The sequence below is a fragment of the Bremerella cremea genome, assembly GCF_039541315.1.
GTDB classification, from domain to species: Bacteria; Planctomycetota; Planctomycetia; order Pirellulales; family Pirellulaceae; genus Bremerella; species Bremerella cremea.
Window position 1 is genome coordinate 2,112,157 of sequence record NZ_BAABFZ010000003.1, and the last position, 24,684, is coordinate 2,136,840.

Sequence of the window (24,684 nt, forward strand, 5' to 3'; positions counted from 1 at the left end):
ACGGAGTTAGATAAAACACCATGGTTGGGCGATTCCTCCTTCTTACGGTAGCCGTTCTTTGGACCGGCCTTTTCACCCTCCCGCTGGCGGCCGAAGACTATGCCGGCCAAGCCGATCTCGACAAGGCAGTCGATCTGAAGCTGGATGCCGAAAACATGGCCGACCTTGGCAAGGTTGCTGACCTTTGCGAAGCCGCTTTGAACAAAGGCCTGCACGAAGAAGACCAGGTCTTCGCCAAGCAGCTACTCACCTCGGTCCGTTACCAACGTGCGGAAACGATGGCCAAGGGCATCCTGGAAGAAGCTCAGCAGCGTAAAGACTGGAAGCAGCTTCGCGACAACGCCGTGGCGGAAGTCGACAAAGGTTTAGAGTTCGACGACTCGGTCGGCATGCTCTACCTGCTGAAGGCTCGCCTGTTGATCATGCCAGACGGCGACAAGGAAGAAGCCGAGAAGAGCATTAACAAAGCGGTCGAACTGCTGAAGGGAACCGGCGAGCAACACTCGAAGGCGTTGGTCGTTTCGTTGATCTTCGCCAAAGGCCCGGAAGCTCAGATCGATGTGCTAAGCAAAGCGATCGAAGCCAACCCGAATAATGCCGATGCCTATCGCCTCCGTGGTTTGATGTACCTGGAACAAGGCAAATTTGAAAACGCCTTGGCCGACCTGAAGATCGTGACCGAACAGCTTGCCCCTGGCGACCTGACTTCGCTGCAAGCCTATGCTCGTGCGTTCGCTCAACTGGGTGAGTTTGACGAAGCGATCAAGGCGGTCAATCAGATCGTCAAAGCCAATCCGAACTCCCCCATCGGTTACCTGCTGCGAGCCCAATTCAAGACGATGGCTGGCAATCTGGATGCAGCGATCACCGACCTCGATCAGGTTTTGGTTCTCGATTCCCGCTCGGTCCCTGCCCTACTGATGCGAGCCAGCTTGTATGTCGAACGCGAAGACTACAAGGCCGCCCTGCAAGATGTCGAACGTGCCTTGGCAGTCGACACCGGCAACATGCAGGCCTTGCTGATGCGAGCCACGTTGTACGCCCAGGAAGGCAAGTACTCCGAAGCGATCCGCGACCTGGAAGCCCTGCAAATGCGGAGCGACAAGAACGAAACGATCGCCCTGCAACTGGCGGCCTTGTACCAGGCCGACAAGCGTCCTCGCAAATCGGTCGAAATCTACAACGCCGTGCTGAAGGAACAGCCCGACAACGCACTTGCCCTGCGTGGCAAGGGTGACGCCCTCCTCTCGTACGGCAAGCATGCCGAAGCAGTCGCTGCTTACGAAGAAGCCCTGAAGATTCAGGACGACGAAGAAGGCGGCATCCTGAATAACCTGGCCTGGGTCCTTTCGACCTCAACGCAAGACAACGTCCGCAATGGCGACAAAGCCTTGAAGTACGCAGTCCAAGCCTGCGAAGCGACCGATTACGCCGAAGCCCACATCCTTTCGACCTTGGCCGCGGCTCACGCCGAGAAGGGCAACTTCGAGGATGCTCGTAAGTGGTCGAAGAAGGCTGTCGAAGCTGCCGGTGGCGACGAAGCTGCCGCCGAGATTCGCGACCACCTGAAGAAGGAACTGGAAGCGTACGAAAAGAACGAAGCCTGGCGGGAACTGCAAAGCACCAAGGAAGGTGGCCCCACCGAAACAATCGCAGGGCCAGCTTCCGAAGTCGCCGACCAGGTGAAGAAAGAAGCCGAAGCGAAGCCAGCCGCCGATGAAAAGAAAGCGGAAGAGCCCGAGATGAAAGACCCAGCCCCAGACATGGCTCCGGTTTCGTAAATCTCGCCTGCGACGGTTTGCCTCGGCTCGCGTCATTCGCAAGAATGACACCTGAAGAGGCCACACGCGAATAACACTGCCCCGGCCTGACATCGCCGGGGCTTTTTTTTGAAAGGATCTTAGCCGCGATGGAAATTCAAACGAGCGAGCAACTGACCCAAAAGAAATGCAAGCCGTGCGAAGGGGGCGTCGATCCATGCACCCTGGAAGAGTCCAACAATCAGCTTCTCAACCTGCAAGGCTGGTACCTCACGCACGACGGACAGCGGATTCGCAAAGACTGGGTCGTGAAGAACTTTATGGCCGGCATGAAGTTCTTCAACCAGGTCGCGGAAGTCGCCGAGTCAGATGGGCATCACCCAGATCTGCACATTGCCGGCTATCGCAATGTTTCGATCGAACTGTGGACGCACGCGATCGGTGGACTGAGCGAGAATGACTTTATTTTGGCGGCTAAGATCGATCAGCTTCCGATCGACATGAAGTAGCCGGGGCGACTTGCCTATTTGCCCAGGCAAGTGAGTTGCCAACTGCCCAGCATGACCTAGGTTTTCAGTGGCCCCTGCGCACTGATCTTAGGTCTGAAGGCAATCTCATGACTGGGCACACCGAATTACTCGACGCACCTCAAACGCTGCCTGCGGTACGACCAGCACCGCAGTTGCCGGTAGAACATGCCATTGAGGGCAACTTGCCACCGCTCGTCCGAACGGTGGTGAGCAGCCATGCGATCATCTGGACCGTGATTCTGACCTTCGGTCCGCTGGGCTTGCCGCTGATCTGGCTGAGCCCCAAGTATCGTCTGTGGTCGAAACTGCTGACCACGTTCATCACGCTGGGGGTTACCATCGTGCTGCCGATCGCTTTGACGGTCTATTGCACGCAGTACCTGATTCACCCGGTGCTCAATGCCATGGAGAGTGCCAACGCATCGGGCGGGGCCCTTTAAGCCGTGGTCTCGCTCAGGGTGCGATAGTAAGACTGAACCACCGGACGGCGGTATAAGGTTGGCAACACCTGGCGACGTTTTTCCAGCAGATAGACCTGGGCCTGTTCTGGCGTCATCCCTTTGGCTTTCATCAACCAGCACAGCACGATGGTGGCACTTCGTGCCCGGCCTGCCTTGCAGTGGACATAGACATCTTTGCCCTCCGCCACATAGCGTTCGATAAATCGGACCCCTTCGTCGATGTCCTCGACACTCGGGGGCGTGAAATCGACCGTTGGCAAATAAAGCTGCTCGACGCCATGCTCGCGGTAGATATCGAGCGGGCCTTCATATTCGTGGCAGGTATTGATTACACCGGCGATCCCACTTTCCGCCAGGTCTTTCGCCATGGTGCGCGACGGAACCGCGCCGACAAAGACATGCGGATCGATCTCGTCGTACCATCGCCACCACTTCAGACGACGAATCATCGTCCAGTTGTAGACATACGACGGCCAGTAAATCAATTTCGCGTACAGGTTTTGAAAAAAACGCTTCATCTTGGCCAAAAAGGAACCGGTCTCGTTTCAGTCGCAGGTTTCGGCCATCGGAAGCGATCAATTGATTCCCATGGCCTTTCCCACCGATTATGATGGTTGGCGGTCTTCCATCCCACCCTGCCCAGTCCTTTCGGGCAGGCGGCCTACCGAAATGGGCGAACTTTTTGCCCTCCCACCCACAAAATACGCTCTTGAGGAGAATCTCGTCTATGTTGCGCCTGGTGTGTAGTTTTGGCCTGCTGCTGAGCATGGTCACGTTCGCAATCGCCGAAGAACCATCTTTGAACCAACCACCCAATGGTTTCAAAGCGTTGTTCAATGGCAAGGATCTCTCGGGCTGGAAAGGCCTGGTCGGCAACCCGAAGTCGCGTGCTGCGATGTCGCAGGAAGAGCTGGCTGCCGCGCAAGCCAAGGCCGACGAATCGATGCATGCGCATTGGAACATTGAAGATGGCGTGCTGGTGTTCGACGGCAAGGGGCAAAGCCTCTGCACTGCCAAGGACTACGCCGACTTCGAGATGTACGTCGACTTCAAAATCAAAGAAGCTGGTGACAGCGGTATCTACGTTCGTGGTGCTCCGCAGATTCAGATCTGGGATCCATCGAACAAAGGTCCAAACCCCAAGGGCGTTGGCTCGGGCGGTTTGTACAACAACCAGAAGAATCCTAGCGAACCGCTGGTTACCGCCGACAATCCGATTGGCGAATGGAACACCTTCTACATTCGCATGATCGGCGACCGCGTTACGGTCAAGCTGAACGGCAAGCTGGTGACCGACGACGTTGTGCTGGAAAACTACTGGGAACGCGACAAGCCGATCTATCGCAGTGGCCAGATCGAACTGCAGAACCACGGCAACACGCTTTACTTCCGCAACATCTACATTCGCGAACTGGTCACTCCAGATCAGTTGTCGAAGATCGAAGCCGCCCTGCCCGAGAAGCCACGCGTCGAACCGAAAGAAAAGCACAACGTGCTGGTCTTCACTCGTTACGACGGCTTCCGCCACAGCTCGATTCCGGTTGGTGCCATGGCTGTGAAGATGCTGGGTGAAAAGACCGGTGCTTTCGATGCCCACATCACCAACGACCTGACGCTGCTCGATCCTGAAACGCTGAAGGACTACGATGCGATCGTCATGGTCAACACGACGGGTTCTTGGATCAAGCCACGCGACGAAGACATCGCCAAGCTGGCCGCCGCCGGCAAGAAGATGAGCAAGGAAGAAGCGGAAGAGATGTTCCGCAAGAGCCTGCTCGATTTCGTCAGCAATGGCAAAGGCCTGGTCGGTTTCCATGCGGCCAGCGATGCCAACTATCACTGGGAAGACTTCGGCAAGCTGATCGGCGGTTACTTCCATGGTCACCCATGGCACGAAAAAGTCGGCATCAAGATCGACGACCGCGAACACCCGCTGATGAATGCTTTCGGGGGCGAGAACTTCACCATCGTCGACGAAATCTACCAGTTCCGCGATCCTTACTCGCGTGAAGCCTTGCACGTGCTGCTTTCGCTGGACGTCGAGAACACGAACATGGACAAAAAAGGCATCCATCGCAAAGACAACGACTTCGCCGTGTCGTGGGTCCGCAAATGGGGCGATGGTCGCGTGTTCTACAGTTCGCTGGGACATCGCGAAGAGATCTATTGGAACCCGCAGATGCTGCAGTTCTATCTCGATGGTATCCAGTTCGCTCTGGGTGACATCGACGGCGCTACCGCCCCCAGCGCCGCCAAGTAAGAAGATCCTTTAAGAGCCGCCACGGGCTACCTGAGTCCGCACGCTGCCCTGCCTTGGAGTTCGCATCCAAGGCAATGGACAAGCTGTGCCGACCCAGGTAACCCGTGGCTCTCTTTCCCCCTGCCCCCGATCCGATCACAAGGAATTCCCATCATGCCTCATCGTCTCATTCGTCCATTGCTGATACTGCTGTTTGTCGCCTGCCTGGCGGCTCCTTCGCTGGCAGAAGAAAAGGCCAAGCTGAAAGGACTGCTGATTACCGGCGGTTGCTGCCACGACTACCCCAACCAAATCAAGATCATCACCCAGGGACTGAGCCAACGCGTCAGCATCGACTGGGATGTCGCCCTGGCTGGCGAAGACCGCAACATCCAAGTGCCGGTCTATCAAAACCACGACTGGATCAAGCCGTACGACATTGTGGTGCATAACGAATGCTATGGCGGCGTGACCGATGTCGACTTCATCGAAGGCATCGTGGCGGCCCACACCGAGAACAAGATTCCGGCGATCTTCATTCACTGCTCGATGCACAGCTATCGCAACGCCAAGACCGACGAGTGGCGCAAGTTGATCGGCCAGCGTTCGACCAGTCACGAAGGCAAGCATCCGCTCGACGTCGTCACGCTTGAATCGGATCACCCGATCATGAAGGGCTTCCCACAAAACTGGAAGGTCGAACGAGGCGAGCTCTACAAGATCGAGAAGACCTGGGATTCCGCGACGCCGCTGGCCAAGGCCTATGGCGTCGACACCAAGAAGGATCACGTCGTGATCTGGACCAACGAGTACAAGGGCACCAAGACCTTCTCGACGACGCTGGGTCACTACAACGAAACGATGAACAACGACGACTGGCTCGGACTGGTTGCTCGCGGTGTGCTTTGGACGGTCGATGGCCTGAACGAAGATGGCACCCCCAAGGCTGGTTTCGAGGGCACCGGCAAGCAAGAGATCGATCTCAGCACGCCAAACCCAGACAAGGATAAGAAGCCAACGCCTGCCAAGTAATTGGCAGAAGCGTTTTGCTAATTTCCTCTGAAAACCTTGATGGCTACCGCCCTTCGGCGCGTAGCCATTTTTTTGGGGCTCGGCCGATCGGCATCCCCCTCTAGGGAAATACTCGCTCCGCTACATGCCACTTTCGGCTAGATCCGCATCACCTGGTCATTTATGATTATTTAGCGCGGATTTTTCTTTTCGCCCTACCTGTCGCCCTGAATTCCCCAAGGTGCCCCCATGCTTTCTTCTGTCCGCCGCCGCGGGTTTACGCTCGTGGAATTGCTTGTCGTGATCGCCATTATCGGCGTGTTGATCGCTTTGCTTCTGCCGGCCGTTCAGCAAGCGCGTGAAGCGGCTCGCCGGATGAGCTGCACGAACAACCTGAAGAACCTTGGGCTTGGTCTGCATAACTACCACGATACGTTTGGTAGCTTCCCCTCCGGTTACATCTCCAACCGTACGACTCCACCTGCTTCGAGCGGAACTTGCTGGAGTAACTCCGGCGATAACAATGCGTTCGCCCCGTGGACCGTGATGCTGCTTCCGTTCCTCGAACAGAGCGCATTGCACGATCAATTCAACTTCTCGCAGAAGTTCACGATGAATCCGGTCGATGGTGCCGGCAGCACTGCGAACCAGGCTGCCTGGCAGATTCCTTTGTCGATCTATCAATGTCCTTCCGACCCACGCGTTTCGGAACAGCCGAACCTGCTGTGCTACATGGGCGTGATGGGTGGCGGCGTGTTCAACTCGTCGTCGAATACCTACGACTTCCAATGCCGCGCCAGCAGCGATCCTCTGCGTGGTAACGATACCAACGGGATGCTCTACTTCCATTCCGCCGTGCAGTTCCGCGATGCGATCGATGGGACGACCAACGTGGTGATGGTGGGCGAAAGCCGTTACCAGACCCACAACCGAGCCGACGGCAAGAACTTCGGTTGGGCCAGCAGCGCCAACGTGAACAACCTGTGGGGCTTCCCTGCCACGCTGGCCAGCGCGATCGCTCCGATCAATTCGTTGACCGACGCCACTCACAGCACGCAAGCACGCTGCTTCGGTAGTTACCATCCGGGCGGCTGCGAAATGATGATGAGCGACGCGTCGGTGCAGTTCTTCGTCGAAACGATGGACACCCAAATGTATAGCCAACTGGCAATCCGCAACGACGGCTTGCCGATCAGCGGCTTCAACCGCAACTAATGGGGAAAGGATGTCCACGATGAAGAACCTTGCTGCCTTTTCGATCGGCCTGATCGGCTTGCTGTTGCTACTTGGCTGCAGCGCAGGTGACGGGATCGAGCGATTCCATCTCGCCGGAACGGTCACCTACCAAGGCCAACCGGTCCCGGCTGGTGAGATTCAGTTCACCCCGAACTCGCGTGCTGGCAACAGCGGCCCCGGCACGATCGTCAAAATCGAAGACGGACACTACGAGACGCAACCTGGCAAAGGGGTGTTGGGTGGTGCCTATGGCGTCCGGATCGTCGGCTACGACGGCAAAGCGAACTCCGAAAGCGACCTGGGCGTCAGCCTCTTCCTTCCTTACGGCGAAGCGGTCACGCTTCCCAAAGAAGACTCGACGCTCGACTTCAACATCCCAGGCAAATAACACCTGCGAGAACGCCAAAGCCTCACCAAGTCTTAATAATCGATTTCGATTCGCTGGCTACAATGGCCGCGTACCTTCGCAATCGAATCGACTTGAGTGAGGCTGACCGTTCGCATGGCTTGGAAGTTGCCGGGCATCTTGATCCTATTCGCTCTCGGGCAACCTCTCCCCGTGAAGGCAGCTCCACCGGCCATCGAATCTCGACAGGTCGTTCTGCACAAAACAGCTCTATGGGCGACTACGCCTCCGCATCACGCGACCGACCAGCCACTAATAACGCTGGCCCCTGGCGACGTTGTCGACCTGCATACGACGCATCGCGAACATACCCAGGTCCGAACCCGTCAACGCGTTGGCTGGCTTCCATCTTCATCGGTGACGCCTCTCGATACCAAAGCTGTCGAGCCTTTCTCGGCGGCGATCCAGGCCAACCCCAACACTGCCGAGCCTTACCTGCATCGGGCCAAGGTCCACAAGCGTCTGGGAAACTGGGCGTTGGCAGAAGCCGATCTCGATGCGGCACTCGAACGCAATCCGAAGCTGGCAGAAGCGTTGGCGGCGCGAGGCTATCTTCATTTCCGCCAAGGGAAACGAGCCGAAGCCAAACACGATTGGGATCAGGCCATCGCCAACGATCCGCAGCAAAAGCTGGCCTTAGCGTATCGCGGGCTGATCTACGCGAGCGAAGGAAAGTTTGAGCAAGCGATTGCCGATCAAACGGCCGCCATCGAAAACGACCCGACCGATCCACGTTTCCCTTACGTTCGTGGGCTCACCTGGCAGCGGCAGAATATGCCAGCCAAGGCGATCGCTGACTTCAGCCTGGCAATTCGATTGCAACCGAAGATGGTCCTGGCCTGGAAGCATCGGTCCCAGGCCCAGCGTGCACTTGGCAACATCGATCAGGCGAAGAGCGATCTGGAGAGAGCTATCGAAACGGACTCCCTCTTCGTGCATCCTCACGGGCCAGAACGCAAGCAGCTCGATACCGGTCGCGGCGTGTCGAGCATGATCGAGGCGCTAACCGCCGGCATCGAGTTCGATCCCGAAGATACGACGCTGATTCATAACCGTGGTTACCTTCACGTGCTGAATCAGAACTATCAAGATGCGATTCAAGACTTCGATACCGCGATCAAGCAGCAGCCGATGGCGACCACCTTTTTCCTGAGAGGTTGGAGCGAACGTCACCTGGGGCAACTCGAGGAAGCGATTGCCGACTATGGCCAAGCCATCGAGCGCGATCCTCGGCTGGCGGCGGCGTATCGCGATCGGGCCTTTCTTTTCAAGGTTCAGCGAAAGCCGGATCTGGCTTTGGCGGATTACACGATGGCGGTGCAGATCAATCCGCAAGACGCCGCCTCGTATTACGAGCGTGGGCTATTGCGGGAGGCGCTTTCGCGAAAGGAAGATGCCCTCAGCGACTTCAGCCAGGTGATCGCGATTCAGTCCGACCACGTCGATGCCTATCGACATCGCGCCCGCGTGCTGGTGGAGCTGAATCAGTTTCGCGAGGCTCATCGCGATCTACAGCGAGTGAAATCGCTGGAAGTGAAACCTTAGCCTTCCGCGACCTTCGTCCTACGACGCTTTGCGTGGGGCACGGAAGAAATCGCTGGAGCTGTTTCGCGAGGCACTCTGCTGCTCGGTCTGCTCGGCGATCTTTCGTAGTTGCTGCTGCGGATACTCATGGAACCGTTGCTCGCCGACCGAATCGTACACGCCAATCAGCGAAGGTCGCCGCAGCGTTGTTCCCAGGCCTGGGCATCCCTGGCATTGGCCATCGGTTCGATTGCGTCGCCACGACTCCATGGAGTTGCTTTCCCAAATCCCTCGCAGTGTATCTTCTTCCAGGCTACCGAAGTAAACGCGTTGTCGCTGGTCGCCACTACATGCCGTCATCTGGCCGCACGCGCTGAAGGTCATCACGCGATAAGGCTCTTCGCACAGCTTCATGCCATACTCGGCTTGCTGCTGCTCGAGATTGAACGCACTCGCTCCACCGGTTCGTTGCACGCGAAACGACATTCGCCAGGCCAGCCGGTCGAGCCGGTCCGACAGATCGATTGCCAGGTTACCTGGGGGGATCCGCACGGTCAGTTCGGCAGCCAATTGCCAGGTATGTTTGACGCGGGCATAGTACTCGATGGTATTCAGCCAACGTTCGATTTCTTCTTCGCGGTGCGTAGAGTCACTTTTCTGGAATGGAAGCAGCTCGTTACGGAGCGACTTCGGCAAGCTGAATTCGATCGAGGTGAACGCGCGGAAGACTTCTTCCACTTCTTGCCGCAGCATCCCTTCGCCGGTCGTGAAAAGGACTCGCTTGGGAAAGCCGGCCAAGGCAATCATCCGTCCGTGATCGACCAGGCAGGCGATCTCGCCCGGGTCGGAATCGATCCCACGCACGTGGACCGTACGCATGGAATCCACACGATGGACTTCCCCCAGGATCTCGGAAAGAACCTGAGTCGACATCGCGACGCGCCGTGTCCCGCTGGCATCGACCAGATGCAGTGCCAATACCCAAGGATCGTATTTCAGACGTGTCATTTCCTTACGCGACTTTCGTGAATCAGAAACCAGCTACCGGAATCGGTGGCTCCCACCCCATCGGCGAGCCTCCGCTACGTTCATCAGCGCACGGTGGTTGTTGGAAGAGAAAACCAATCGCGGCGCGATTGGCGGTCCGTGGGGCGGTAGCTGGCAATAATTCCCATTTTCCCGATCGGAAGCAATAGCAATCCCCCTACCCTGCCAGTAGGTGCTAGCTTGCCAGCATCCGTGAAGGGGTCGTGAAGATTCCACGAAGAGCCACTTCTTCTGCGAACGAACCTTCGCCCAAGTCGTACGAACGATGGAGCGTTAGAAGACGAGCGATCCTTTAAAGGTACTCTTCACATGAAGCCTGAAATGATCTACGAGAAGCTGGGGCAGATATTCCCTACGCTCAAGCCGTTTCTGGAATCAGGCAAAAAGAAGAAACGGAGCTCGGCCAAAGAAAAACGGCAGATTCCCGTTTGTGCTCCAGAAACGCCGAAGGATGCCAAGCCCGATCTGACGGAGTTCTATGTTAAGTTTCCGCCGAAGTATCAAGAGTCGGGACCGTATCGTTTGTCCGAACTGAAAACGCTGGCTCGCGACGGACTGATTACCGGCGAAACGCACATCCGGACCGAACGTTCGACCTGGATCTATGCCCGCAACATCAAAGGGCTGGTTGCCGAAAGCCCCGACGAATAACGCCCAGGGATCGCTTAGGCCAACACGTCGTGCACCACATGCCCATGCACGTCGGTTAGTCGGAAATCGCGACCGCTGTAGTGATAGGTGAGTCGCTCGTGATTCATCCCCAGGCAATGCAGAATGGTTGCTTGAAGATCGTGGATGTGCACCTTGTTCTCGGCAACCTTGAAACCAAGCTCGTCGCTCGCGCCATACGAATGCCCTGGCTTGATGCCGCCGCCTGCCATCCAAAGCGTGAAGACGTCGGGATAGTGATCGCGGCCGAGCACAGTGCTGCCAGCGGTGCGACCTTCACGGAATGGAGTTCGTCCGAACTCGCCACCCCAAACAACCAGCGTTTCGTCGAGTAGCCCGCGCTGCTTCAGATCTTTGATCAGCATCGAGACCGGCTGGTCCATCGAGCCACACTTCTCTTTCAAGCCATCCCCTAGACCAGTTCCCTTGCTGGTGCCGTGGAAGTCCCAGCCCCAGTCGAACAGTTGCACGAAACGAACGCCACGTTCGACGAGCCGACGTGCCAACAAGCAGTTGTTCGCCAGGCTCGAATCGCCCGGCTTCGCGCCATAGGCATCGAGGGTGGCCTGGGTTTCCTGGCTAAGGTCCATTGCCTCGGGGGCAGCCATCTGCATGCGGAAGGCGAGCTCGTACTGCGAGATCCGCGTTTCCGTTTCAGGGCTTCCGCTGCGGGCCAGTTCCATCGCGTTCAAGTCGTTCATGGCATCGAGCGTTCGTCGACGCATTTCTTTGCTCATGCCGGCAGGATTATTCAGATAGAGGACCGGGTCCCCTTTCGATCGGCACTGCACGCCTTGATAGACCGAAGGCAGAAAGCCACTACCCCAGTCGCTGTTGCCGCCAGCAGGGTTCGTTCCGCTGGAAACGAGCACCACGAAGCCGGGCAGGTTTTCGTTTTCGGAACCAAGGCCGTAGGTCACCCACGATCCCATCGAAGGCCGTCCCAATCGCGGCGATCCGGTGTAAAGCAACAGTTCGGCCGGAGCATGGTTGAACTGGTCGGTGTTCATCGAATGGATGAAGCAGACATCGTCGACAATGTCTTCCATATGAACCAATGCGTCCGACATCCATGTGCCGGACTTGCCCACCTTGCGAAACTTGTGGGGCGTTCCCATCAGCTTCGGCGTTCCTTTGGTGAACGCGAACTCTTTCCCTTCCAGAAATTCGGCCGGGCAATCCTGGTCGTTATGTTTGACTAGTTCCGGCTTGTAGTCGAACAAGTCGAGGTTCGGCGGAGAACCCGTCATGTGCAGATAGATGACCGACTTCGCTTTGGCGGGAAAGTGAGTCCGCGCCGGCAGGATCGAACCAGCCGTGCTCGCTTCTGAACCCAACGCCGAGCCACCTAAGAGCGACCCCAACGCCATGCCGCCGATTCCAGTCTGGCACTGCGACAGGAAGTAGCGGCGGGTGATGTTTTGCAGCGGGCGATGCATTGGATTCATCGTGGGATCTCTTCGTGAAAGCGATAGGATCGATCGAAAGGCAAGCGGAACGAAACGCCTAGCGGTTCAGCGTTTCGTCCAGGTTCAACAGCACATTCCCGAGGATGGTCCACGCGGCCATCTCTTCGACGACGGCCCCTTCTGGCAGAGGCCCCAGCGGCTGCGTGGCAATCTTCGCGGCCTCGTCAGGAATGGCGGCATACTGCTGCTGCACTTCTTCCAGCAGTTGATGCAAGCGAGCGATCTCTTGCTCGCTGGGATGGCGTCCCAGCACGCGGCGGAACGCATATTCAATCTTTTGATCGATGGTCATATCTGGCTGCTGCCAGGCAACACGACCGAGGGCCTGGGCGGCTTCGATGTAGACCGGATCGTTCAGCGTGACGAGTGCCTGCAAGGGTGTGTTGGTCGTGATCCGACGTACGGTGCAGACTTCGCGGCTTGGTGCGTCGAATGTTGCCATCGATGGATAAGGGGTCGTGCGTCGCCACATCGTATAAATGCCGCGCCGATAACGGTCTTCGCCGGTGCTGTCTTTCCAGTCGGTCGAACCGCCGAAGGCAGAGTTCAAACCAAGGTTCGGCCGAGGTGGATGAACCGGCGGGCCGAACATCTTATCGCTCAGCAAACCACTCACAGCCAATGCCTGGTCACGGACCATTTCCGCCGAGAGCCGAATGCGAGGGCCGCGCGAAACAAGCTGGTTCCGCGAGTCCTTGGCCAGCTTCTCAGGCGTTGCGGTCGCCGACTGACGGAAGGCCTGGCTCATAACAAGCTGCTTGACCAGCCACTTGGTGTCCCATTGATGCTCCATCAGTTCGACCGCCAGCGTATCGAGAAGCTGTGGATGGGTTGGCAGTTCGCCTTGCGATCCAAAATCTTCGCTGGTCTCGACGATACCGATCCCAAAGAGCTGTTCCCAATGGCGATTCACGACCACGCGGGCCGTCAGCGGATTGCTGGAATCGATCAGCCACTCGGCCATCGCCAGACGATCGACTTTCTTCTGCGGCGGCCGCGCATGGAAGCTGCCGAGCACCTGGGGTCCGACTTCGTCCCCTTCGGCCTGATAACTTCCGCGAAGCTGAATGAACGTTTTGCGATGCTTGTCGGCCGGCAGTTCCACCATCACCGGCGTGGTGGTCGGCTTGATTCCGTCGAGCTTCTTCTGCAAATTGGCGATCCGCGCCTTCTGCTTCTCAAGTTCCGGCGAGTTCCCCTTCAGATAAGTCGCCAGTTCGGTCCGGGCCTGAGGGTCCATGGCGTCGATGGTCTTCGGCGGAATGAACTCGGCGCTCGGATTGAATGGCGAATCGAGTCGACCTGCCCACACCGGATTGCGATTTTCGTCCAGGATAACGACCCGGCAGGTCTTCATCCGATTGAAGAGAGCCCCGTCGGTTCGATTCCAAACCACCACTTTGTCGATGGTGGTCGTGCCGCCCAGGTCGACTTCCCACCAAGGGTTTTTCTCTTGCTTTGTGTGGGTCGTGCTCTTAGCACCGGCGTAGTCGCCATTGGTGTTGCCATCGATCGCAAGGCCCGCAGGTCCGTCATAGTCGACACTGCTTTGGGTTGCCTTCCCCTTCATCGCCAGGTTCTCTTGGCCGCTGAAGACCTGGACCTCAGCGATGTGCAGAAACGCACTGTCGGCGACGTTTTCGACCCGGACAAAGCGGCCGATGTTGGGCTGATTGGTCTGAAGCGCGATCTCGGTCGAAGCTTCCAGCATCTGCTGCAGCTTGGCCTGGGCTTCTTCCAATTGCGATTTCAAACTGGCTTGCTGAGCTTGCTGCTGCGTGGTGAACCATTTGGACAGCGGTGCTTCGTCGCCGCGATCGGCGTCTTCGGTCTGGTTGAAGATCGCGAAGAACTCGAAGTATTCCTTCTGCGTGATCGGATCGTATTTGTGCGTATGGCACTGGGCACATTCCATCGTCAGCCCCATCCAGGCCTTAATGGTCGTGTTCACGCGATCGACGACGGCCGCATTGCGGAACTCTTCGTCGTTGGTGCCCCCTTCGGTATTGGTCATCGTGTTGCGATGAAAGGCCGTTGCGATGCGTTGGTCTTGGGTCGGCTCCGGCAGCAAGTCGCCCGCCAACTGCTCGATCGAGAACTGATCGAACGGCATGTTCTCGTTGATCGCACGGATCACCCAGTCGCGATAAGGCCAAATCGTGCGCGGGCTGTCTTTCTCATATCCCATCGAATCGGCGTATCGGGCAATATCAAGCCAGACGCGGCCCCAGCGTTCGCCATAAGCGGGATCGGCCAGCAGGCGATCAACCAGTTTTTCATAGGCGTCGGGCGAAGGATCGTTGATGAAGGCATCGGTCTCTTCGATCGACAGCGGCAAACCAGTCAGCGCGAACGAAGCACGACGAGCCAGCGTATATCGATCCGCCTCGTCGTTCGGGACGAGACCTTCTTGTTCCAGGCGATGCAGCACGAAGCGATCGAGTGGCGTCTTGGCCCAGTCGGTTTGCTTCACCTCTGGAGCTGCATGCTTGACCGGGGGAACGAAAGACCAGTGCGGCGCGTACTTCGCTCCTTGCTGAATCCACTTGGTCAGCAGGTCTTGCTCGCGAGGCGATAACTGCTTGCCGATCTCGGGCGGAGGCATCCGCATTGATTCGTCGTCGGTGCGAACGCGGGCCATCAATTCGCTCTCGTCCACATTGCCCGGAACGATGGCGATCATGCCGCTATCGAGTTCCTCGCGTGAGGCGTCCTCAAGATCGAGACGCAGGCCCCCTTCTCGCGATTCGGGGTCTGGGCCGTGGCAATGAAAGCACTTGCCCGAGAGGATGGGTCGAATGTCTCGGCCGAAATCAATTTCTGATTCCGCCGCAAAAGCGCTCGTTGCCGCAGCGATCCAGCAGCAACACGCCACACTAGCATGGAGAAGCGTCTTCATGAGACATACCGAAAGGTGGGAAAGGCGGGTTCGAATGGCGAGTGATCAGCCCGACTCGCATTATTTCTCAAATCGGGCGATTCCGCAACAATCAACTTTCCCGCGAGTCACCAAATTCCACTATTCAGCAACTCCCGACCGCTCGGATGCCAGCCCCCCTCTAGTTAGGGAGCATGCCGTCTCGCTTTCGCAGCTTGCGCCACTGCTCTTCGTTCTGTTCGGCGAAGTCCCAACCCAGTTCTCCGTAGATATCGGATCGCTTCTTGTAAAGCAGCAGGTCCGTCGGATCTTCGTCGATCATCTTGTTAAGCAACTTCAAGGCTTCACCATACTGCTCGTCACGACGCAGGCGACGTAAGTGCAGCAGTGCATACTTCTTATCGGTCGTATCGACCCAGCTTTCTAACTGCTCGAACGCCTTCTCGAAGAGCTCGGCCCGTTCCTTTTCATCCTTGGGCTCTTTCTTGATGTCCACGTTTTCCGGGTGCTCTGGATCGTCGGTTGGCAGATCCATGTAGGCCAGAGCCCGAGCCTTACGGAAAAGCGTATCGATGATGACGTCGCGTTGCTCGGTCATCTCCTTCATCTGCTCTTTCTCTTTGTCGGTTTCCGGATCGCGGCGTTCCGCAAAGTAGGTCCGCACCTTCGACTGATTGATCACCTTTAGCACCGCATCGGCGGCAGCGACCACTTCGGGCAAATGCTCTTTCCGGTCGTTGTCGTCCAGAATGATCAACTTGGCCTGCAGCAGTTGAATGTTCTTAGGCTTTTCCTTGTTCAGCTCTTTGAACAATTCGTTGAATTGCTTTTGCTGCTTCTTCGTCTTCAGCGTCTTCAAGTAAGCCAGCTTCGTCTCGAACAGCTTCTCTTCGAGCGTTGGCTCATCCTTCTTCGGCTGATCGTCCGCAGGTTCCGCTTTCGGACTTGGCGGCGGAGCAACCACGTATTCCAGCGGGAAACCGCCCGGTCGACGCGATGCGCCACCCAGCTTGCCGTCGGGATCGCCAAACTGAATTTCACCCAGCAGCAGATCACCTGGCGATGCCTGCTTCGGAAGACTCTTGGAATTCAGCGTCAGAAAGACTGGCACCAGTTCGCCCGGACGAACCCAGGCCGAGCGGAACCCGCCTTGCTGGCTGGCGGCGGCTTCGTGGCTGCTGAATGTTCGCACACCAGGACCACCACCCAGATCGAAGTCGAGCCAGATCGGCATGTCTTCCAGGTCTTTCACCCTGTCACGGTTTTCCTGACGGAAGAAGAAGGTCAGCTTGTACTTTCCTTTTTCGAGAGACGCCTCGCGTCCACCGGAACCCGTTTCGACCACCTGGTTATTCACATCGTAGATCGCATAGACACCACCGGAGTAGCGATCGTACCCATTCGCCCAGATGATTGGCTCTGGCGAAACAGTCGACTTCTCACTGAGGGTGAACTCGTACGTCAGCGTGATGCCGTAGTTCAAACGCTTATCCGGAAATTCGTCACGCTTTGGATCGAGCGGTTTCACTTCGCTCTTCACCGGCAGCAAGGTCTTGCGAAGCTTCTTGAACTTGGCACTCGGTTCGATCTGCATCGGAGCGAGGCTCGATTGCACATCGATGCGATGGATCGGGTTGGTTCCGTCCCAGGTCAAATCACCTGGCGCTGGCATCAGGCCGAAGAAGCTTGCTTCCAGTTCGACTTCGGTTTCGCCAAGGGCCGACCAGTACTGGGCCAGCGTCATTTCCAGCGTCTTCCCTTCCGCAACGGCGAAGCTCAGTTCGCGAACTTGCCCTGGTTCCAGCGGCAGGAACGACTTCTCTTCAATCGTCGGGAAAGGACGGTCTTCCAGTCGCTGCAGAGCGTGGAAGACGAACAGTTTCGTGTCTTCCAGCTTGTCCGACTTCACGCGAACATTGACCCAGGTGGCACCCATCGGAACTTGAATGAACGTGCGGTCGATTTGTCCGGTCGAGAGCTTGAGGGTCGTTTTGAATTCGGTTTGCGGCGTTTCGGTCACTGGCATCAGCACCGTGATCGGCACGCGGAAACGTGGCCCCAGGTCCTGACGATCGGCGAAATAGCCTTCCACTTCGGCGAAGTGCGCCCCAGGCTTCAGTTGTCGTGGATCGACTTCGATTTTGAAGTCGCGACCACCATGATTGACGTAGAAGTTCTGCGGAACCTTCACCCAGTCGGCGTCGCACTTCAGGATGAACTCGGCACGATAGTCGGCCCGAACGTCGAACTTGTCGTCTTCGTTGAAAACCGGATCGACGCTGACGGTAACCTCTTGCACGCGGTGAACCTCGTCACCTTCTCGCAGGTAAATGCCACGCTTGGTTCGCAACCCTGGCAGCGAGACTTCGTAGCGAACCGCAGGTTCGACGGCGTCGTGATATTCGACCAACCAATCGAAAGCGGCCCCGACTTGGATCAAGCCGCGACCATTCGCCCAGACCGTGCCACCTTCCAATTTGCGGGCCGTGTTCTTGATAGCCAGCTTCACCGATTCCGGCGTGTATTCAATTTTCTCTTGCTTCAAACCGCTGAGCACCAATGCCACGCCACCACATGCATTGGGGGACGACATCGAGGTACCGTTCATCAAGCTGCCTGGCGACAGCGACCAACGCGAAACAGGAGCCACCGCACCACCAGGGGCACTGATATCGACGCCCAAGTCGCCATCCATCGTGGGACCACGCGACGACCAGGTGAAAGGCATTTCGCCGAGGTCTTCTCGCAGCGAATAGGCAGCCGACATCAACTCTGGCGAGACGTAAGCGCCAACGCCAAGGATCGCCGAGGTTGTTCCGCCAGGACCACCCACGGTGCTGAGGGCAGGTCCGCTGTTACCAGCACTCGAAACGAAGATTACGCCGTAGCGATTGACGATTTCGGAGAAGAGTCGAGCGGTTCGACCGACGTTCCATTCGGGCGAAGGGCCGCCGTAGCTCATGTTGATCAGGTCGCAATTGTTTTCCAGCACGGCGATCAAACCACGATCTTCGCCGATACCAGTTGAGTTCGAACCGAGACGCGTATCGCCGATCTTCACCGAAACGATCTGAGCCCCCGGTGCGACACCGTTCAGCTCGGGCGAGTCAGGATAGTTGGCTGCGATGATGCCACCGACGTGCGTACCGTGCGTGCCGGCATCAACGACGATGCTCAGCACGTTGCCTTCTTCGTAGATGTTGATCGCATAGGTCACCAGGTCGACTTCGCCGAAGGTCGAGTACTGACGCTTGACCTTGTAGTTGGTCATCAGCTTTTCGTCACTCAGATCGCCATCTTCATCGGTATCGATGGCGGCCTGCCACATCTTGCCGTCGTTGAAGACGACGCAGTCGTAGATCGGACCAGGATCGCTCCAGCTCGAACCAAGCTTGGTCAGTTGTTCCAAACGCAGTTCCAGGTCTTTGCCTTCCTTCTTCTTGTCCCCTTTGGGTTTCGGATTTTCTTTTTCGAAGGCTTCGATCTCGCGGGTCAGCTTTTCGACTTCCGTGCGAACAGCGATGTCCCATGGCTTGCGATTTTCCGATTTGATGCGTGGAATGGCGGCTTGTGGAAAGAGCTCGTAGGCAGGCTTCATCCCGACGTGGAACTCGCCGCTCGGGCAATTCCATTTTTCAGGGATCGTCAGCTTACGCCCGGTCAGACCAGTGATGGTTCCTTCTTCAACTTTGCGAATGGTGCTGGTCTGCACGTCGCCGCTGCCGGTGGCGTCGATCATGTCGATGATCTTCGGCTTGCCATCCGAAGTCACTTGCAGGCCGGGAGCGGCTGGATCGCAACCGGTATCGAAGACCGCAACGACGACGCCCCGGCCATCAAACTTGCGATGTTCTTCCAGAAAACGAGTCGCCCCGATTTCCTTCTTGGGAAGCAGATCGGCCGCAGGGAATCCGACTTCCTGGGCAAACAGAGGCGCGCAGAACGTCACGAACAAAAGAGCAAGGGTATAACGCATCGTGGCTGGCAGTGGTTGAAGGAACGTTCGCAGGAGAGCTATCCGCTGCTCAAAACAGCGGTCGGCAAAGTCGCCGTAAACCCTCTATTGTAGGTCGCAATTACCGGAGGGGCGAAGCACCAGAATGTAGAAAATTCCGCAGAATCGACAGAAAGCCAACAAAAAAGGCCGCCTGAACGTCGAAGTTCAAGCGGCCTGAGAATTGGATCTGCCATCGGAGAGGGGCGAGCAGATCGCTATTTTTTCAGCGTCGAAAGGTATTCGACGACGTCGACCAGTTCCTCAACGGTCATCAGTTTCTGCAGGTCGTTGGGCATGACCGAGAGCGAAAGTTTGCGGATCTCTTCGACTTCGTTCTTCGGAATCGTACGAGCCAGACCTTCCGCGTTGGTGATCGTGATTGCTTCGTCCGTTTCGCTCGTTTTCAAACCGGTCACCGCGGTACCACTGTCGGTCAGAACCGCCCAGTTCTCGTAGTTGTGGCTGATACTGGCACTGGGGTAAAGGATGGCCTCGTACATCGCTTCACGGCTCAGCTTCGAGCCGATTTCGCTCAGGTTCGGACCGACTTCCTTCCCTTCTTTCTGCACTATATGGCACTTGTTACAGGTACCAACCGTAGTGAAGATCTTCTTGCCATTCTCGACTGATCCGTGCATACGAACCAAGGCTTCCATCGGCGGCAATTGCTGATTGCCCTTGGATGGTGGCTGCGGGAAGACCTCGTTCGCCTGGCGACGGACGTCTTCCCACACGGCGACCTTCAGGGGAGACGCAGCGGCCTGCATCAGTTCCTCATCGAGCTTGCCTGCTTTGGCCATCTCGAGAAGCTGTCGAGCCGACTTCTGGTTGTTCGCCAACCCCTTTACGGCCGCACGACGCACTTGCAGGTCTTGCGAGGCATCGTTCAGCATGCGATTCAACCAGGCGTTGGCCTGACCGGTGCTGCTGTTCGAGATCGCCGTGGTCAGGGCCAACTTCTCTTCTGGCTTGCCTTCCTTCAGAACGGAAGCCAGAAGTTGATTCTGGCCACGTCGCAGCAGAACGCCGACGGCAGCGACGCCCGTATCCGATTGTGGCTCGACCAGCGCGGCTTGCAGCAAGTCGGCGTAGTGATTCTCGAGTTGGAAGCGATCGACAAGTTCGATGTACATCGGCGTACCAGCCAGCTTCTGCAAAGCCTTTTCCATCGAGGCCACCGTCTGGGCGTTGCCACGATCGAGCTTTCGCAAACGCTTGACCGATTCGGCAATGATCATCGTTTCGGCGGCATCGTGACGGGTATTGGCGAATGCCAACTGAGCCACGGCCGAGTCGACGCCATCCTTATTCGGCTGGAAGTCGAACGCGCGGAAGTATCGCGCCAGTCCATCGACGGGGTTGCTGGTGTCTTCGATCAGCTTCGCCAACAGTTCCGGCGTTTGTGCGGCACGGCTTCGCCAGACAATATCCTTGGTTGCCGGAGAGCTGAGGTCTCCGTTCACCTTGCTCAGGTAAGCAGCCAGACGCGAATCCCAGTGCAGATCGGCACCGATGCCCAAGGCTTCGAGGTACCAGCGATCTTTGCCGTCGTGCTGCTGAGCCAGTTCGGCCCACTGCTGCGAAGCGAGGTCGCTGCCATCGAAACGAAGCTCGATCGCGGCCGAACGACGCACCTGAGGGGATGGATCGCGAAGGACCTTGGCGACCACTTCGGTCGCGGGCAGCTTCAATTCGTGAGCCAGTCGCAGACCCACGATACGCAGGTCGGCGTCATCCGCCGATAGTGCCTGGTCGACGATTTGTTGCCCCTTCCCAGGAATCAACCCGAGCAGCCACAGCAGGCGGGCCTGGTATCGCGGATCGTCGGAAGCTTTGTAAGCGGCCTGAAGTGCGGCATCGGCAGCGGCACCTTGGTTGTGCAGGTTTGTCCATGCCATGTAGCGAACCGAGAGGCAAGGATTCTTGAGGGCTTCGATGCAGCCTTTGGTCGTGGTGAAGTCGAACTTCGGCACGTTGTACTTCGATCCTTCCGGAGCGACGCGGAACAAACGGCCCCGATCGAGATCGCGCTGACCATGACCGCCGACGCCTGGATCGTACCAGTCGCTGACGAAGATTGAACCATCCGGAGCAACGCAAACGTCGGCCGGACGGAACCAGTTGTCACGAGCCCCCTTCAGAATGTCGACCGATTCGGCCGAGTAGCCGGCACCATCGTTCTGAACCGGATAGGCGCGCACGATGCTTGGACCAGCATCGCAGTGGATGACCTGATTCTGGAACACCTTCGGCAGCAACGTGCCTTCGTAAACGCAGATACCGGTTGGCGAACCAGCGCCGGTTTGCAGCAGGTTCGGCACGACGCCGGGATCGTTCAAGTGCCAATGGCGAAGCGGGATCTCTTCTTCCATGTTCGTTCGTGGATCACGCCAACCGGCACCGGTCATCTGATCGCGATAGCCGAAGTTGCCGTACTGCATGACGTAGTTGATGCGGACGCCGCGGTTACCATCGTCGTCGTTATCGCTTTGCCACAAGGTGCCGAATGAGTCGACCGTCACTTCGTAGTTGTTGCGGAAGTTGTGCCCCAACACCTCGAAGTCGCTACCATCGAGATTGCAGCGGAATGGCATCCCACCGAAGTAAGGCTGACCATTGTCAACGACTTTGTTGCCGGCCAGATCGACGACCACTTCGCCGTTGGCATCGTGCACGTGCTGACCGGTATTACCGACGTTCCAGTACAGCTTGCCATCGGGGCCGAACAGGAAACTGTGGGCCGAGTGATCGTGCTGTGGTTGGCCGGTCTTGGTGAACAGCATCTCTTTTTTGTCTGGTGTGTCGTCGCCATTTTCGTCGGTGAACACGATCACGTTCGGAGCAGCCGAAACGATCACCTTGTTCCCCAGCACGCAGACCCCCATGGCCGAGTCGATGTCGCGCCCCTGATAGAAGACCTTGCTCTTCTCGGCGACGCCGTCACCATCTTCGTCTTCGAGGATCAGGATGCGATCCCCTTCTTTCCGCGAACCGTTGTTGCCGCGGTAGTTCATCACGTCGCAGACCCAAATGCGGCCGCGGTGGTCGATGTCGATATTGGTCAGGCTCTTCAGCTCTGGCTCGGCAGCGACCAGCGTGGCCTGCAGTCCAGGATAAACGTCCAAGTTGCCAACCGCAGATTCCGGACTACGTGATGCGTCGGAAGCGGATTGCGAAACATTGCCGGGGTCCTGCGTATAGACCGCGAACTGCACCGACGTATCGCTGCCACCATTTTGATTGGTGCCACCGTTGTCCAAACCACCGATGGCGGAGAACTTGGAATAACCTTCAGGGATGTCGAACTCGATGACCGAGTTGGCATGCGTCCCGAAGCCGTTTTCGTACTGCTTGTTGTTGACCATCAACGGCTGACCGTTGACGTTACGGTTCTTCTTCACGCCTTGCCAGTCGGTGCTGGCCTTGTTCCACTTCAGATCGGTCAGCGAAAGTTCCCCCTTCGAGCCTTCCAGCTTCGGGTTGATCCAGTCGGCCCAGTCGCAGCTGAAACCATTGCCACCGTCGGTGACGACCAGGTACAGCTTCTTCGCCCCTTGCAGGTCGACACGAATGTCGACCTGATGATTCGGGGTCGCCGAGGTGATCACAGGGCTTCGAAAGAGAGGCTTAACGTTACTGGAAACCTTCTTTGGTTCTGGCTTCTTCTTCGGCTGTGGCTTTGGCTCTGGAATCAGGCCTTCCATGTCGTCGCGCGTCAGCGAGTCCGATTCGACCCCCTTGGCAGGGACTTCTTCGTGGCTGATCCAGACGATCGCGTTGAGCACCACCTTGCGGAAGTTCGGGTCGGCCCAGTTCCAGTGATAGTGACCACCGGTGAAACCGAAACCGCGTCCGCCATCTTCGCGTTCCGATGCCCAAGCAACGTGCTGCGGTTGCCCCTTCATGGCACGCACATGTGGGTTGCCACTATGAGGACCATCGGGGCGGCTGAGGGTGCTTTCGGGTGGAATGGCAGTCAGGATCGGCGTGACCCCTTCCATGTCTTCACGAAAGCGCATGTTGTAGTACCACTCGTCATTGATGTCGAATGGCAGCACCCCGTTGGTCACGGGGTGCTGAGGAATCTGCGTGAAGGAAGCGGTCCAGTGTGGATTGACGCTCCAGTGCGTTTCAAAGTAGCCGCCGATCCAGTCGACGAACTTGTCGCCTGGCTTTCCCTTCGGGGTTTCCACCCCGTAGTGAATGCAAGCCAGGCCGACACCGTTGTCCATCAGCTTCTGGAATTCGTCGAGGTGGGCGTTGAGTAGATGACGTTCGCCACCATCGCAATAGACCACCACGGCATCGGCGTTGTCGAAAGCGGTGGGATCGTCTGGCCAGCCACCCTTGTAGATCGAGGCTTCAAACTGGGGCATGTTTTCGGTCAGCGCCAACATCAGCAGGCGGCAACCGGCGACGTGTTCATGATCGCCCCAAGCGTGGCTCGGGGTGCCTGGCACGAAGACAACCTTCTTCTTGCCATCTTCCATCGGAAGACGCTTGAGCTGGATGTCTTTGAACTGCACCTTCATCGGTGGACCGGCGTGCAACTGCAGAGCCAGGATACCGCTGGTTCGCGAATCCTTTTCTCCTTCGTCGATCACTTCCGAGGTCACGTTGCCGTTGATCTTGTGGATCAGGTGGTTGCCCTTGGCAATGATGTGGTACTCGTTCCAGTCATCCTTGTTGATCTTGGCTTGCAGGTCGGCCGACTGGGCGAAGCGTTCCGCCTTGTAAGGACCTTTGCCATCGGTGACGGTGGCCTTCTCGCCACGCTGGGCCAGAATACCGCGGCCACGTTCTTCGTAGTTGATACCGCTGTAGGTATCGCCACTGTCGATGTCGGCCTGGTAGCCTTTCGCGACGTGGTTACCCAGGTCGGTCGAACGATACTGGATGCCTGAGTTGCCGCCCATGATGCGGTACTTCAGCTTCAGCTCGAAGTTGTCGACTTTGCCCTGATCCCAGATCAGGAACGTGTTGCCCTTGGTTGGATTGTCCGGCGTGGTCGTTCCGGTGATCGCACCGTCTTCAACACTCCAGAACTTGTCGATACCACTCCAACCGTTGAGTGTCTTTCCATCGAAGATCGGCTTGAAGCCATCGTCTTCTGCCATCGCCAATCCGGCCGAGGCGACAAACAGATAACCGGCAAAGAGCCATGCCAAATGCTTGGTCATGTGATTCAAATCTCCTGCAAGGTGAGGTAGTTGCGGATGCGTGCGAATTGCCAACCGCGCGCAGTCTACGAGAAGCTTGATGAGGAATTTGGATTCGTCAGGCTGGCACCAAGTCGCTTGGGGATTCGCGACTTCGTGAACGACGAACGTACGGCTGGTTAGGGGTAGTTTAGCCCGGAACTCCCCTGAATTGCACTAACCTAAGTTGATTAATCCGTCCATTTTTGCCGAATGGTCAAGGACAATCTGGCGGTGAAGGGCAATTAGTTTTCCCTTC

15 protein-coding genes are annotated in these 24,684 nt (G+C 57.3%); 9 read left to right on the top strand and 6 right to left on the bottom strand.

What is annotated here, in order from left to right:
• Positions 1-20 precede the first annotated feature (20 nt).
• From ABD890_RS10790 to ABD890_RS10800, 3 genes are all read left to right on the top strand, one after another.
• Positions 21-1,781 (top strand): tetratricopeptide repeat protein, encoded by a 1,761-nt coding sequence (locus ABD890_RS10790; RefSeq protein ID WP_345088661.1) that lies wholly within the window; start codon positions 21-23, stop codon positions 1,779-1,781.
• A gap of 128 nt (positions 1,782-1,909) precedes the next feature.
• On the top strand, positions 1,910-2,269 hold the full coding sequence (locus ABD890_RS10795) for a 4a-hydroxytetrahydrobiopterin dehydratase (RefSeq protein WP_345088662.1): 360 nt from the start codon (positions 1,910-1,912) through the stop codon (positions 2,267-2,269).
• Positions 2,270-2,376: 107 nt separating this feature from the next.
• Positions 2,377-2,730, top strand: coding sequence for a hypothetical protein (locus tag ABD890_RS10800; RefSeq protein ID WP_345088663.1), 354 nt, complete (start codon positions 2,377-2,379; stop codon positions 2,728-2,730).
• Here ABD890_RS10800 and ABD890_RS10805 read toward each other — a convergent pair.
• Positions 2,727-3,269, bottom strand: coding sequence for a phosphatidylglycerophosphatase and protein-tyrosine phosphatase 1 family protein (locus tag ABD890_RS10805; protein ID WP_345088665.1), 543 nt, complete (start codon positions 3,267-3,269; stop codon positions 2,727-2,729). The two genes, ABD890_RS10800 and ABD890_RS10805, sit on opposite strands and share 4 nt — an antisense overlap.
• A 209-nt stretch (positions 3,270-3,478) precedes the next feature.
• On the opposite strand from ABD890_RS10805, the gene ABD890_RS10810 reads away from it, so the two are divergent.
• The 5 genes from ABD890_RS10810 to ABD890_RS10830 all read left to right on the top strand — a co-directional run bounded on the left by ABD890_RS10810 (position 3,479) and on the right by ABD890_RS10830 (position 9,188).
• Positions 3,479-5,011 (top strand): ThuA domain-containing protein, encoded by a 1,533-nt coding sequence (locus ABD890_RS10810; protein ID WP_345088667.1) that lies wholly within the window; start codon positions 3,479-3,481, stop codon positions 5,009-5,011.
• A 153-nt stretch (positions 5,012-5,164) separates the two neighbouring features.
• Positions 5,165-6,022 (top strand): ThuA domain-containing protein, encoded by an 858-nt coding sequence (locus tag ABD890_RS10815; protein WP_345088669.1) that lies wholly within the window; start codon positions 5,165-5,167, stop codon positions 6,020-6,022.
• A 228-nt stretch (positions 6,023-6,250) separates the two neighbouring features.
• On the top strand, positions 6,251-7,216 hold the full coding sequence (locus ABD890_RS10820; protein ID WP_345088670.1) for a DUF1559 family PulG-like putative transporter: 966 nt from the start codon (positions 6,251-6,253) through the stop codon (positions 7,214-7,216).
• Between the two features lie 19 nt (positions 7,217-7,235).
• Positions 7,236-7,625 (top strand): hypothetical protein, encoded by a 390-nt coding sequence (locus tag ABD890_RS10825; RefSeq protein WP_345088671.1) that lies wholly within the window; start codon positions 7,236-7,238, stop codon positions 7,623-7,625.
• A 114-nt stretch (positions 7,626-7,739) separates the two neighbouring features.
• A complete protein-coding gene (locus ABD890_RS10830; protein ID WP_345088673.1) occupies positions 7,740-9,188 on the top strand; it encodes a tetratricopeptide repeat protein in 1,449 nt (482 codons plus the stop codon).
• Positions 9,189-9,206: 18 nt separating this feature from the next.
• Here ABD890_RS10830 and ABD890_RS10835 read toward each other — a convergent pair whose 3' ends face one another.
• The gene (locus tag ABD890_RS10835; RefSeq protein WP_345088675.1) at positions 9,207-10,175 is read right to left on the bottom strand and encodes an SPASM domain-containing protein; all 969 of its coding nucleotides are present in this window, start codon (positions 10,173-10,175) and stop codon (positions 9,207-9,209) included.
• 348 nt (positions 10,176-10,523) lie between these two features.
• Here ABD890_RS10835 and ABD890_RS10840 point away from each other — a divergent pair, with 348 nt between their 5' ends.
• Positions 10,524-10,865, top strand: coding sequence for a DUF4339 domain-containing protein (locus ABD890_RS10840; RefSeq protein WP_345088677.1), 342 nt, complete (start codon positions 10,524-10,526; stop codon positions 10,863-10,865).
• A 14-nt stretch (positions 10,866-10,879) separates the two neighbouring features.
• Here the strand turns inward: ABD890_RS10840 and ABD890_RS10845 are convergent, their stop codons facing one another.
• From ABD890_RS10845 to ABD890_RS10860, 4 genes are all read right to left on the bottom strand, one after another.
• Entirely contained in the window at positions 10,880-12,331 is a 1,452-nt protein-coding gene (locus ABD890_RS10845) for a DUF1501 domain-containing protein (protein ID WP_345088679.1), read from the bottom strand.
• Between the two features lie 58 nt (positions 12,332-12,389).
• Positions 12,390-15,251, bottom strand: coding sequence for a DUF1553 domain-containing protein (locus ABD890_RS10850; protein WP_345088681.1), 2,862 nt, complete (start codon positions 15,249-15,251; stop codon positions 12,390-12,392).
• A gap of 160 nt (positions 15,252-15,411) precedes the next feature.
• On the bottom strand, positions 15,412-19,206 hold the full coding sequence (locus tag ABD890_RS10855; RefSeq protein ID WP_345088683.1) for a S8 family serine peptidase: 3,795 nt from the start codon (positions 19,204-19,206) through the stop codon (positions 15,412-15,414).
• 236 nt (positions 19,207-19,442) lie between these two features.
• The gene (locus tag ABD890_RS10860; RefSeq protein WP_345088684.1) at positions 19,443-24,407 is read right to left on the bottom strand and encodes a PVC-type heme-binding CxxCH protein; all 4,965 of its coding nucleotides are present in this window, start codon (positions 24,405-24,407) and stop codon (positions 19,443-19,445) included.
• Between the last annotated feature and the right edge of the window lie 277 nt (positions 24,408-24,684).